The sequence below is a fragment of the Streptomyces niphimycinicus genome (assembly GCF_018883605.1).
Lineage (GTDB): Bacteria > Actinomycetota > Actinomycetes > Streptomycetales > Streptomycetaceae > Streptomyces > Streptomyces niphimycinicus.
In genome coordinates this window covers 1-13,056 of the sequence record NZ_JAHLEM010000192.1, presented here as the reverse complement: position 1 = coordinate 13,056, position 13,056 = coordinate 1, and the positions used below count along the sequence as shown (strand labels likewise).

Here is a 13,056-nt window from a genome sequence, read left to right as displayed (position 1 = left end):
ACGACAGGGCGCGGCCGCGGTGCGACCGGGGGTGTGGGGGTTGCTGGGGGAGCGGCGTCACGCTGTGGGAATGCTGCGCCCCCGGCCGAGGGAAGAGTGGCACCACTGGACTTGACCTGTCAGGATCGCGACAAGAACTTGTCCGGAAAGCGTCCGTTGACAGCTATGCCGTGTTCGCATGACGGTGATTTACGGTCAAATTCGGCAATGCCCGATGTCGGTGCCGTTCCATAGCATCACCCCCATGTCCGACCCCGCTCCGTCGTGCCCGACAAGCTCGTCGGCCTCTCGGAGCACGAGCCGCGCACCGGCCAACTGCCGTCCGGCTGAACTCGGTTGGAACTGCTCCACCATCTGGCCCATGCCGAACGGCGCCGGCTGCGCCGGGGACGGGAGTTGGCCGACGGCTCGGTCGGTGAGCGGGGCGCGCCCGGCCCCGCCCGGCCCCGCCCGGTCAGGGCAAGCGCACGGCGGAGTCGAAGCGCGACTCCTCCCGCAGCAGCGCGCTCAGATCGGCGCCGGGCCGCAGCTCCGCCGGGTCCTCGCCCCTGCGGAAGAGGATCGCCCCGGCGTCGATGCCGCCCAGTGTCAGCCGGTCCGCGTCCCGGCGCAGCCAGGTGCCCTCGCGCAGCCCGACCACGGGGACGTCGTTCTCCTCCAGGAACTGCTCGAGCCGCAGGGCCCGGCTCTCGCCCATATGGGCGGTGTCCGGATCGGCGTCGAGGTAGTGCGGGTTGATCTGGAACGGCAGCAGCCCCAGCGCCTCGAAGGTGGGCGGCTGGACGATGGGCATGTCATTGGAGGTGCGCAGGGTCGGGCAGGCCATGTTGGTGCCCGCGCTGGAACCCATGTAGACCGCGCCCGCGGCCACCCGTTCCCGTATCGCCCGGACCAGATCGCGCTCGTGCAGCGCCTTGAGCAGCCGGAAGCTGTTGCCACCGCCGACGAACACCGCCCGCGCCCCGCGCACCAGCTCGGCCGGGTCGTCGGCGGTGTGCGCACCGGTGACCTCCACACCCAGCGGCTCCAGGGCCGTGGCCACCTTGGCGGTGTAGCCGTCGTGGTCGGCCAGCGCGTACGGCACGAAGACGAGCCGGCGTGCGCCGTCCAGCACCGAGGCGATCTCCTCGAGCGCGTGGTCCAGATAGCCGCGGCCGGGCGCGGCGGAGTTCGACAGCAGCAGCAACTGCATGAGGGGGCCTTTCTGGCGGAACGGTGGAACGGGCGGAACGGTGGAACGGGCGGAACGACGGAGCAGAGGGCTGAGGTGGCGAGGAGGTTTGTGGGGAAATGTCGGGAGTGGTGGTATGCCGTGCCACTCAGCGCCGCGGGGCGCGCCGCGGCCGGGTCGGCGTCAGCAGCCTGCCCAGATCGGCGGCGCCCTGGAGCAGTGGCGAGATGAGCTGCTCCCGGCGGGGGCGCAGCACCTCGGGGGCGGCGGCCAGAGTCAGGGTGCCCACCGGACGTCTGCCCACCAGAACCGGCGCCGCGAGCGCCGCGCTGTCCGGATCGTACTCGCCCTCGGAGTAGGCGTAGCCGTCGCGCCGTACCTCGGAGAAGCGCTCCTCGAGCCGCACCGGATCGGTCGGTGTGTGCTCGCTGAAGCGCGCCATCGGGCGGCCGTACAGCAGCACGGCCCGGTCACCGGGCGGGAGCATACCGAAGTAGGCGCGGGAGGTGGCGCCGGCGTGCGCCGGGTACAGCTCGCCCGCCAGCACGTAGTAGCGCAGCGGGCCGGTGGCCCCGTCCACCGCCGCCACGCAGCGCATATGCACTCCGTCCGGGACCGCGAACAGCGTGTTCACCCCGACCGCCTCGGCCAGCGCCTCCAGGATCGGCCGGGCCAGGCTGGCCATGCCGCCGCCCCGCTCCCACACCCAGGACAGATGCCACACCGCCGGGCCCAGCCGATAGCGGCGTGAGCGCTTGTCGGACACCAGGAAGCCCCGGTAGGCCAGCGCGGCCAGCAGTCGCTGGGCCACCGACTTGTCCAGCCCGAACTCCTCGGCGATCTCGGTGACGCCCCACTCGGGGCGTTCCCGGTCGAAGGCGAGCAGCACGTTCAGCACGCGGTCCGCGGTCTGGAGGGGCGGGGCGCCGGTTACGGGCTTCTGTTCAGACATGACGAAAGAGTAAACATTCTCGGATATCGAGAAAACATTGCGCACAGCGCGACGCCGGGCGGACCCTGGCGGAGCCGACGGCCGGGAGGATCCCCGGCCAGGCCGGTGCCCGGTGGCAGTGCCCGCCCCGCGCGCCGCTTCCCCCGCTCGTCCGGTCGGGCCATCGGCGTCACCGATCGCCTCACCGAGGCATGACCGATCGCCTGGCCGCCGCCATCGCCGACGGCCTTACCGATCGCATCTGCCGATCACATCGCCGATCGCATCGTCGACGGCGTCCCTGACCGCATTACCGACCACATCTCCCACCACATCACCAATCGCATCTCCCACCACATCACCAACCGCGTCACCCCGCCGTGAGAGGCCAGCCGTGCTCAAACACGTCCTTGACATCATCGAACTCCTCGACCGTCCGCAGACCAGCGGCGCCCTCCTCGCCGACCATCTGCGCGCGGTCCAGGCCGCGGCCGGAGCCGACCCGCAGACGGCGCCCGAGGTCGAGGTGCGCACCGTCGAGGGCGACAAGGGCAGCACGGACTTCGTCTCCGTCACCGTCCCCGGCCGCCGCGGCAAGCTGGGCGGCGGCGACGCCCCGACCCTGGGCATCCTCGGCCGGCTCGGCGGAGTCGGGGCCCGCCCGGAGCGGATCGGGCTGGTCTCGGACGCCGACGGGGCGGTGGCGGCGCTGTCCGCCGCGGCCAAGCTGCTGGACATGCACGCCCGCGGCGACGTCCTGGACGGCGATGTCACGCTCTCCACCCATGTCTCCGGCTGGGCCCCCACCCAGCCGCACGACCCCGTGCCCTTCATGGACTCCCCGGTGGACACCCTGGTGTGCAACCGCGAGGAGATCTCGCCCACGATGGACGCGGTCGTCTCCATCGACACCACCAAGGGCAACCGGCTGCTCAACCACCGCGGCGTCGCCCTGTCGCCGACCGTCTGCCAGGGCTGGATCCTGCGGGTCAGCGAGGATCTGGTGGCCGTCCTGGAGAGCGTGACCGGCGAGTCGGCGCGCATCCTGCCGATCACCACGCAGGACATCACGCCGTACGGCAACGGAGTGCACCACCTCAACTCCATCCTCCAGCCCGCCGTCGCCACCACCGCCCCGGTCGTCGGTCTCGCGATCACGGCGGGCTCGGCGGTGGCCGGATGCGCCACCGGCGCCAGCCATGAGACCGACATCGCGGTCGCGGCCCGGTTCGCGGTCGAGACCGCGAAGGAGTTCGGACGCGGCGTCGCCCGCTTCCTGGACCCCGAGGAGTTCGCGCGCCTGGTCGAGCTGTACGGACCCATGACCCACCTCCAGGCCCTCACCCCGGCGGGGTGACCGACCCGTCCCCAGCGGACGGGTGACCGACCCGTCCCCATCGGACCCCGCAGGAGTCCCCATGAACCCGAACCCCCAGGCCGGCGCCGACGTCGCGGCCGCGGACGCCCCACCGCGGTCGCACCCCAGAGCCTTCGAGCCGGTCACCCTCGTCCTCACCATCGTGCTGTCGGTCCTCGGCGCCCTGATCGGCATCGTGCTGATCACCTCGCTCGGGGTGTCGCCCAACACGGCCGTGATCGGCGCGCTGGTGGCGATGCTCATCGGCCGGATCCCGGTCGGCGTGCTGACCCGGATGCGCTCCCAGCACCGGCAGAACCTGGTGCAGTCGGCGATCTCCGGCTCCACCTTCGCCGCGGCCAACTCGCTGCTCACCCCGATCGCGGTGCCGTTCGCCCTGGGGCGCGACGACCTGGTGTGGCCCATGCTCGGCGGGGCCGTCATCGGCCTGGCCGTCGACAGTTGGGTGCTGTACCGGGTGTTCGACTCCAAGCTGCTGCCCGCCACCGGCTCCTGGCCGGCCGGGATCGCGGCGGCCGAGACGATCAAGGCCGGGGACACCGGCGGGCGCAAGGCCGCGATCCTGGGCGCGGGTGCGGTGATCGGCTTCGTCGGCGCGCTGTTCAAGCTGCCGACCAGCGCCGCGGGTGTGGGGTTCCTGGGCAACATCTGGGCGCTCGCCATGTTCGGCGTCGGGCTGACCGTGGGGCAGTACGCCCCCGAGTTCGGCTTCGACCTGGGCGCGCGCCATGTGCCGCACGGGCTGATGATCGGCGCGGGGCTCGTCGCCCTGACCCAAGCGCTGCTGCTGATGCGGACGAAGAAGGGCGGCGCGAAGGGGGCTGTCAACGGCGCGGGGGCCGCGGAGGGTCCGGCCGCCGACGGTCCGGATGCCGACGGCGGTCTTACGGTCCAGGCCCCCCAGTTGCGCAGGGGACTGCTGGAGGGTATGGGCCTCTTCGTCTGCGGCGCGATCGTGGTCGCCATCGCGGGCGGTGTGATCGGCAAGCTCTCCCTGCCCGCCCTGGTCGGGTGGGTGCTGCTGGCCGGTGTCGCCGCCATCGTCCACCAGCTCATCGTGGGGCTGGCCGCGATGCACTCCGGCTGGTTCCCGGCCTTCGCCGTCACCCTGATCTTCCTGATCATCGGTCTGGTGCTGCACATCCCGACCGTGCCGCTCGCCCTGCTGGTCGGCTACACGGCCTCCACCGGCCCCGCCTTCGCCGACCTCGGCTACGACTTCAAGGCGGGCTGGCTGCTGCGCCGGGACGCCGCGCCCTGGCGGCCCTTCGAGATCGAGGGGCGGCGCCAGCAGTACCTCGCCCAGCTCGTCGGCTTCGGGGTCGCGCTGGTCGTCGTCGCCGTCGCCTGGAAGACGTTCTTCCAGGACGGCAAGGTGCCGCCGGTCGCCGAGGTCTACGTCACCACCATCAAGACCGGCCTCGAACCCGGAACCATGACCACCATGCTGCTGTGGGCGATCCCCGGCGCGCTCGTCCAGCTCCTCGGCGGACCCTCCCGGCAGATGGGCGTCCTGCTGGCCACCGGACTCCTGGTGGCCACGCCCCAGGCCGGATGGATGGTCCTCGGCGCCCTGGTCGTCCGTCAGCTCTACACCCTGTGGCGGCGGCGCGGGATCACCGACGCGCAGGCGCGCAAGGAGTCCGACGAGCAGGCCGAGAACGACCTGTCGCTGGTCGGCGCCGGACTCGTCGCCGGAAGCTCCCTCAACGACGTGGGCCAGCTCACCAAGGCCCTGTGAGGAAGGCTCTGTGAGAAAGGACGTGCACGCTGTGGACGACATGGACACCACGGAGACCGTGCCCCCCGAACACCCGGCGCGCGCCCCGGCTCCGGCCCCGGCACTCGGCCTCGTCACCATCGGCCAGGCCCCGCGCGCCGACCTCCGCCCGGACGCCGAACCGCTGCTGCCCGGGGTGCGCCTGGTCGAGCACGGCGCGCTCGACGCCGAACGGTTCGACGGCGACGCCGAGGCCGCGACCCGCCGGCTGCTGGCCCCCGAGGACGGCGAGGCACCGCTGGTCTCCCGGCTGCGCGACGGCCGTTCGGTACTGCTCGGGCACGGGGCGATCGTCCCGCGCATCACGGACGCGGTCGCCCGCGCGGAGCGGGACGGCGCCGCCGCGACCCTGCTGCTGTGCACCGGCCGCTTCCCGGCGGTGCGGGCCCGGCAGCCCCTGCTGTTCGCCGAACCGCTGGTGCAGCAGGCCGTCGCCGCGACCGTGGGCACCGACCCCGTGGGCATCGTCTGCCCGCACCCCGACCAGGCCGAGGACGTCTCCCAGCGCTGGGCGGAGCTGCTGCCCGGCCGGGTCCAGGCCGCGACCGCCGATCCGTACGGCCCCGCCGAGCGCGTCCTGGACGACATCGCCGCCGCCGCGCGCACCCTTGTGGACCGCGGCAGCTCCTGGCTCGTCCTGGACTGCATCGGCTACACGGAACAGATGCGCACCGCCGCGCTGCGGGCCGCGGCCCGCCCCGTGCTGCTGGCCCGCGCCATCGCCGTCCGGATGGCGGCAGAGGTGGTGGCGGCCTCGGCGTGACGACGGGCGCCGCCGCCCCGCACTCGTCCACATGCTGCCGCCCCCCCGGTAACGCCTCCGGGCCCCCGCCGCCCGTAAGGCTGCCGCGTACCCGACTGTCCCGTAAGGCTCCCGCGTGCCCGCCTGCCCCGTAAGGCTGCCGCGCGTCCGCCCGTACCCTGCCGCCCCGCCTCGTAAGGCTGCGGCGTACTCGCCCGCCCCGTTCGCCGCCGCGCGTCTGCCCGCACCCTCCGCCCGCCCCGTAGCGCCCCATCCACCGGAGGTCCACCGTGTCCGTGCCCGTGTCCTCGTCCGACGCCACCGCCCGGGCCATCGGGGTGATCCGCGTCCTCACCAGCGAGGACCCTGCCGCCGTCGCCACCCACGGCAAGGCCATCGAGGAGCGCTACGGCCTGCCGACCGTCTCGCGGTGCATCCCCGGCCAGCCCCACGGCATCCATGACGACGACTCCGAGGCCCGCGCCGAACCCAAGATCGTGGACCTTGCCCGGGAGTTGGCCGACGCCGGGGCGCGGGCGCTGATCATCAGTTGTGCCGCCGATCCGGCGCTCCAGAAGACCCGCCGGGCCGTCGGCATCCCGGTCATCGGTGCGGGCTCGGCGGCCGCCGCCGTCGCGCTGGGCCTCGGCAGCCGGGTCGGGGTGCTGGGCATCCGGGACCAGGCACCGCCCGCCGTGCGCGCCGTGCTCGGCGACCACTTCGCCGCCTCCGCCCGCCCCGACGGCGTCCACCGCACCACCGACCTGCTCGCCCCGGAGGGGCCCGAGGCGGTGCTGGAGGCCGCGGCCGGGCTCGTCGCGTCGGGTGCGGACACCCTGCTCCTCGCCTGCACCGGCCTCAACACCATCGGAATCCGCCCCCTGCTGGAGGAGCGGCTGGGCGTCCCGGTCGTGGATCCGGTGCTCGCCGCCGGACTCCTGGCCTCGTACGCGTACGGCGAGTGAGCAGCCGTAAGGGAGCCCCGTGGCGACGAAACGGCCGTAAGGCATCCGTGGGCCAACTGAGCGGCCGTAAGGCATCCGTGCGCCAACCGAGCAGCCGTAAGGGCTCCGCGCGGTCGCCGATCGAACCGTAAGGCGTTCGCCCCGCGCGTCACACCAGGCTGTCCCGCCACGCCTGATGCAGCGCCGCGAAGCGGCCCTCGCCCGCGATCAGTTGGTCCGGTGGGCCGTCCTCGACGATCCGGCCGTCGGCCATGACCAGCACCCGGTCGGCCGTCTCCACGGTCGACAGCCGGTGGGCGATGACGACCGCCGTACGGCCGCGCAGCACCGTGTCCATGGCGCGCTGCACCGCCCGCTCGCCCGGGATGTCGAGGGAGGAGGTGGCCTCGTCGAGGATGAGGACCGACGGGTCGGCGAGCAGCGCGCGGGCGAATGCGACCAGTTGGCGCTGACCCGCGGAGATCCGGCCGCCGCGCTTGCGCACATCCGTGTCGTAGCCGTCGGGCAGGGCGGCGACGAAGTCATGCGCGCCGATCGCCTTGGCCGCCTGCTCGATCTCGGCGCGAGTGGCGTCGGGGCGGCCGATGGCGATGTTCTCGGCGATCGTGCCGGAGAACAGGAACGCCTCCTGCGTCACCATGACCACACCGCACCGCAGTTCGGGCATGGCCAGATCGCGCAGATCCACCCCGTCGAGCAGCACCCGGCCGTCGCTGGGGTCGTAGAAGCGGGCCAGCAGCTTGGCGAGGGTGGACTTGCCCGCGCCGGTCGCCCCGACCACCGCGAGCGTCTGCCCGGCGGGCAGCGTGAGGTCGAAGCGGGGCAGCACCTCGCCGCCGGTGCGATAGGCGAAGCGCACCCCGTCGAAGACCACCTCCCGGCCGGGGGCCTTCGTCGGGCGCGGCGGCAGCGGCTCGGGGTCGGCGGGCTCGGGGACGGAGGGGCGCTGGGCCAGCAGGCCCGCGATCTTCTCCAGCGAGGCGGCCGCCGACTGGTAGGAGTTGAGGAACATCCCCAGCCGGTCGATCGGGTCGTACAGCCTGCGCAGATACAGCGCGGCCGCGGCGAGCACCCCGAGCGCGAGCGAACCGGAGGCCACCCGGTAGGCGCCCCAGAGCACGATGGCGGCCACCACCGCGTTGGCGACCAGCCGGGAGCTGACCACATAGCGGGCCATCTCCAGGATCGCGTCCCCGTTGGCGCGCTCATGGCGGTGGTTCAGCTCGCGGAAGCGCGCGTCGTTGGCGCGCTCGCGGCGGAACGCCTGCACGGGGCGGATGCCGTTCATGGTCTCGGTGAACGTCACGATCACCGCCGCGATCGCCGTCGACCGCTTGCGGTACACCCGCATGGAGCGCCGCTGGAAGGAGCGGATCAGCAGATACAGCGGCCAGAAGGAGAGCACGGCCGCCCCGCCCAGCCCCCAGTCGAGATACAGCAGCGTGATGGAGATGTAGACGACCGACAGCGCGACCCCGAGCAGCTCCTCCAACCCCTCGCTGAGCAGCTCGCGCAGCGACTCGACATCGGTCGTGGCCCGGGAGATCAGCCGGCCGGAGGTGTAGCGCTCGTGGAAGTCCACGCTCAGCGCCTGGGCATGGCGGAAGATCCGGCCGCGCAGATCCAGCAGCACGTCCTGGCCGATCCGGGCGGAGCAGCGGATGAACACGTACTGAAGCGCCCCGGAGGCGAGCGCACAGCCCAGATAGACCGCGCCGACGGCGATCAGCGGGCCGTGGGCGCCGTCGCGGAGGGCGGGCACGGCATGGTCGATGGCGTACGCGACGAGCAGCGGACCCGCCTGCACGGCGGCCTGCTGGAGCAGCAGCAGGACGGCCGCCAGCCAGACCCGCCGCCGGCGCGGGGAGAGCAGCGAACGCAGCAGGGAAAGCGACGCGCCCTTGGGCACCGGCAGAACATCGCGGTCGAACGGGTCGGACGACAGCGCCCGGCCCTTCTCCCCGTCCTCGCCCCAGCCCTCGTGGTCGGTGCTCTCCCGTTCCTCCTCGACCGTCGTCATGGGCCGCTCTCCCCCTCCTCGCGTTCCTGCCCGGACATCAGCGACCGGTACTCCGCGCTCTCCCGCAGCAGCCGCTGATGGGTGCCGACGGCGGTGATCCGGCCCTCCGACAGCAGCGCGACCCGGTCGGCGAGCAGCACGGTGGACGGCCGGTGCGCGACGACCAGCGCGGTCGTGGCCGCCAGCACCTGCCGCAGCGCCGCCTCCACCAGCGCCTCGGTGTGCACATCGAGGGCGGACAGCGGATCGTCGAGCACCAGGAACCGCGGGCTGCCCACGACGGCCCGCGCCAGCGCGAGCCGCTGCCGCTGACCGCCGGACAGGCTGAGCCCCTGCTCGCCGACCTCGGTGCCGGTGCCCTCCGGCAAGGCGTGCACGAAATCGGCCTGCGCCACCTTCAGGGCCCGCAGCAGCTCCTCCTGGCCCGCGTCGGTGGCGCCCATGAGGACGTTCTCACCGGCGGTGGCGGAGAACAGCGTGGGCTCCTCGAACGCGACGGCCACCAGGGCGCGCAGCTCCTCCCGGGGGAGGGCGGTGATGTCCCGGCCGTCCAGGGTGATCCGCCCGTGGGTGATCTCCTGGAGCCGGGGGACGAGCGCGGTGAGGGTGGTCTTCCCGGAGCCGGTCGCCCCGACCAGCGCCATGGTCTCGCCGGGCCGGATATGGAGATCGACCCCGCGCAGCACGGGCGGCTCCTGAGGCGGCGCGTCCGCGTAGGCGAACTCCACCCCCTCGAACCGGAGCCCGCCCTCGCGGTCCTGGCCGCCCGTCCTGCTCCAGCCCTCCTCGCCGCGCCCCGGCGACTGGGCCGGCCGGTGCCGGTCGGCCGCCGCGGCGGGCTCCGCGTCCATGACGTCGAAATAGCGGTCGGTGGCCGTCGCCGCGTCCTGGCTCATCGCGAGGAGGAAGCCCAGGGACTCCACGGGCCAGCGCAGCGTCAGGGCGGTGGAGAGGAAGGCGACCAGCGTGCCCGCCGACAGATCCCCGTCGGCGACCCGCATCGTGCCGAGCACCAGCGCCGCGCCGATCGCCAGCTCCGGCAGCGTCATGATCAGCGCCCAGAGCGTGGCCAGCAGCCGCGCCTTGTGCAGCTCGGTGGAGCGGACCTGCTGGGACAGGGCGCGGAAGGCGCGGGCCTGGCTGCGGTGGCGGCCGAAACCCTTGACGATCCGGACGCCCAGCACGCCCTCCTCGACGACGGTCGTCAGATCGCCCGTCTGGTCCTGCACGGTGCGGGCCACCGTCGCGTACCGCGTCTCGAACAGCGAGCAGAGGATCACCAGCGGCACCGCCGGGACCACCAGGACCAGGCCCAGCGTCCACTCCTGCGACAGCAGAATGGCGAATCCGGCCAGGATGGTGACCCCGTTGACCACCAGGAAGGTGAGCGGGAAGGCCAGGAACATCCGCAGCAGCATCAGATCGGTCGTGGCCCGCGACAGCAGTTGGCCCGACGCCCAGCGGTCGTGGAAGGAGACCGGCAGCCGCTGGAGATGGCGGTAGAGATCGGCGCGCATCGCGGCCTCGACGGAGGCCAGGGGCCGCCCCACCAGCCACCGCCGCAGCCCGAAGAGCCCGGCCTCGGCCGTGCCGAGGGCGAGCAGCAGCGCACCGCCCAGCCAGACCCCGCCCGGGTCCCGGTGGGCCACCGGACCGTCCACCATCCACTTGAGGACCAGCGGGATCACCAGCCCCAGACAGGAGGCGACGACCGCCACCCCGGCCGCGCCGAACAGCCGCACCCGCACCGGGCGCACATACGGCCACAGCCGCAGGAGAGAACGCGTGGCGGAGCGGTGCCGCGGGGCGGCACCGCCTTCCTGGGCGCGGGGTTCACTCGTCACAGCCATCAATGGGGAGACTACGGTCCGCCACTGACAGCGCTCACTCGGTTTTTTGGCGTAGGTCCATGGCGTCGAGGGCGCGCAGCAGCAGGACCGAGCGCGCTGGAAGCTCGATGGGGGCGCCCGCCGCGAGCCGTGTGCCCGGGGGCGCCTCCTGGTCCTCACGGGCCGTGTCCAGGAGGAGCTCGTACCCCCGGGACCAGGGCGGTCCTGGCAGGGTGAAGGAGATCGGCCGCGGGCCCGCGTGCAGCAGCGCCAGGAAGCTGTCGTCCGTGACCGGGGCGCCATGCGGATCGCGCTGGGGCAGATCGCGGCCCGACAGATAGGCCCCGAGCGCGGTCGTCGGCGCGTACCAGTCGGATTCGGTCATCTCGGTGCCGTGCGGGGTGAACCACGCCAGATCTCGCAGCCCCTCCGGGGGCCGGGCCAGGCCGGAGAAGAAGGCCGGGCGGCGCAGCACCGGATGGGCCCGGCGCAGCCGTATCAGCCGGGCGGTGAGCTCGGTGAGGGCGCGCCAGCCGGGGTCCTCCAGCAGCGACCAGTCGAGCCAGCCGGTCTCGTTGTCCTGGCAGTACGCGTTGTTGTTGCCGCCCTGGGTGCGGCCCAGCTCATCGCCCGCGACCAGCATCGGCACCCCGGTGGACAGCAGCAGGGTGGCCAGCAGATTGCGCAACTGGCGGCGGCGCAGCGCGCGGATCTCCGGATCGTCGGTCTCGCCCTCGGCACCGCAGTTCCAGGCGCGGTTGTCGGAGGTGCCGTCGCGATTGCCCTCCCCGTTGGCCTCGTTGTGCTTGCGCTCGTAGGAGACCAGGTCGCGCAGGGTGAAACCGTCGTGCGCGGTGATGAAGTTGACCGAGGCGTACGGGCGGCGGCCGCTCCACGCGTACAGATCGCTGGAGCCGGAGAGCCGGTAGCCCAGATCGCGGGCGTCGGGCAGCGCCCCGCGCCAGAAGTCCCGCACCGCGTCGCGGTAGCGGTCGTTCCACTCCGCCCACAGCGGCGGGAAGGCGCCCACTTGATAGCCGCCGGAGCCCACGTCCCACGGCTCGGCTATCAGCTTGACCCGGCGCAGTACGGGATCCTGCGCGATCACGGCGAGGAAGGGCGAGAGCATGTCCACGCCGTGCGCGGCGCGGGCGAGCGCGCTGGCCAGGTCGAAGCGGAAGCCGTCCACCCCCATCTCGGTGACCCAGTAGCGCAGCGAGTCGGTGACCAGCCGCAGCACCTGCGGCTGGAGGACATGCAGGGTGTTGCCGCAGCCGGTGAAGTCGGCGTAGCGGCGGGGGTCCTGCTGGAGGCGGTAGTAGCCGCGGTTGTCGACACCGCGCAGCGAGAGGGTGGGGCCCAGCTCATCGGCCTCGGCGGTGTGGTTGTAGACGACGTCGAGGATCACCTCGATCCCGGCGGCGTGCAGGGCGCGCACCATCCGCCGGAACTCCCCGACCTGCTGGCCCCGGGTGCCACCGGCGGCGTATCCGGCGTGCGGCGCGAAGTAGCCGATGGAGTTGTAGCCCCAGTAGTTGCGCAGGCCCCGCCGCAGCAGATGGTCCTCATGGGCGAACTGATGCACCGGCAGCAGCTCCACCGCCGTGACCCCGAGCCGGGTCAGATGCGCGATCGCCGCCGGATGCGCCAGCCCCGCGTAGGTGCCGCGCAGTTCGGGCGGCACCCCGGGGTGGCGCATGGTGAAGCCGCGCACATGGAGTTCGTAGATCACCGACTCGGCCCAGGGCGTCTTGGGCCGCCGGTCCGCCGTCCACTCGTCGGGCGCGCCGTCCGCCGTGTCGTCGCCGACGACCACGCCCTTGGGGACGTACGGGGCGGAGTCGCGGTCGTCCCGTACGGTGTCCGCCACATGCTGCTGCGGCCAGTCCCGCATATGTCCGTAGACCTCGGCGGGCAGCGCGAAGTCCCCGTCCACGGCGCGGGCATACGGATCCAGCAGCAGCTTCGCCGGATTCCAGCGGGCGCCGGTCCACGGGTCCCAGCGGCCGTGCACGCGGTAGCCGTACCGCCGGCCGGGCAGCACACCGGGGACGAAGCCGTGCCAGACCTCATGGGTGAGCTCGGCGAGCGGGCGGCGCAGCTCGTGGCCGTCGTCGTCGAACAGACACAGCTCGACGGCCTCCGCGCCGCCCGCCCACAGCGCGAAGTTGGTCCCCCACGCCCCGTCCGGCCCCCGGCAGGGGCGGGCGCCGAGCGGCTCCGGGCTGCCCGGCCGGACG

The 13,056-nt window shown here is 73.1% G+C and carries 9 protein-coding genes; 4 read left to right on the top strand and 5 right to left on the bottom strand.

Annotated features, from left to right (window positions below):
* Positions 1-454 precede the first annotated feature (454 nt).
* Entirely contained in the window at positions 455-1,192 is a 738-nt protein-coding gene (gene pepE / locus KN815_RS18455; RefSeq protein WP_216343034.1) for a dipeptidase PepE, read from the bottom strand.
* A 127-nt stretch (positions 1,193-1,319) separates the two neighbouring features.
* Complete coding sequence (locus tag KN815_RS18450; RefSeq protein ID WP_216343033.1) at positions 1,320-2,123, bottom strand: IclR family transcriptional regulator; 804 nt, start codon at positions 2,121-2,123, stop codon at positions 1,320-1,322.
* A 373-nt stretch (positions 2,124-2,496) separates the two neighbouring features.
* Here KN815_RS18450 and KN815_RS18445 point away from each other — a divergent pair, with 373 nt between their 5' ends.
* The 4 genes from KN815_RS18445 to KN815_RS18430 all read left to right on the top strand — a co-directional run bounded on the left by KN815_RS18445 (position 2,497) and on the right by KN815_RS18430 (position 6,967).
* The gene (locus KN815_RS18445; RefSeq protein WP_216343031.1) at positions 2,497-3,459 is read left to right on the top strand and encodes a DUF1177 domain-containing protein; all 963 of its coding nucleotides are present in this window, start codon (positions 2,497-2,499) and stop codon (positions 3,457-3,459) included.
* Between the two features lie 61 nt (positions 3,460-3,520).
* Entirely contained in the window at positions 3,521-5,221 is a 1,701-nt protein-coding gene (locus KN815_RS18440) for an OPT/YSL family transporter (RefSeq protein WP_216343030.1), read from the top strand.
* A gap of 10 nt (positions 5,222-5,231) precedes the next feature.
* Positions 5,232-6,023 carry an AroM family protein gene (locus KN815_RS18435; protein ID WP_308403662.1) on the top strand — a complete coding sequence of 264 codons (792 nt, stop codon included), beginning with the start codon at positions 5,232-5,234 and terminating at the stop codon, positions 6,021-6,023.
* A gap of 269 nt (positions 6,024-6,292) precedes the next feature.
* Entirely contained in the window at positions 6,293-6,967 is a 675-nt protein-coding gene (locus KN815_RS18430; protein ID WP_253209071.1) for an aspartate/glutamate racemase family protein, read from the top strand.
* Between the two features lie 148 nt (positions 6,968-7,115).
* Here the strand turns inward: KN815_RS18430 and KN815_RS18425 are convergent, their stop codons facing one another.
* From KN815_RS18425 to glgX, 3 genes are all read right to left on the bottom strand, one after another.
* A complete protein-coding gene (locus KN815_RS18425; RefSeq protein WP_253209070.1) occupies positions 7,116-8,987 on the bottom strand; it encodes an ABC transporter ATP-binding protein in 1,872 nt (623 codons plus the stop codon).
* On the bottom strand, positions 8,984-10,837 hold the full coding sequence (locus KN815_RS18420) for an ABC transporter ATP-binding protein (protein ID WP_216343029.1): 1,854 nt from the start codon (positions 10,835-10,837) through the stop codon (positions 8,984-8,986). Before KN815_RS18420 ends, KN815_RS18425 begins: the two co-directional genes overlap by 4 nt.
* A 34-nt stretch (positions 10,838-10,871) precedes the next feature.
* Positions 10,872-13,056, bottom strand: a 2,185-nt coding sequence (gene glgX, locus KN815_RS18415; protein WP_216343028.1) for a glycogen debranching protein GlgX, incomplete at its 5' end; no start/stop codon positions are given.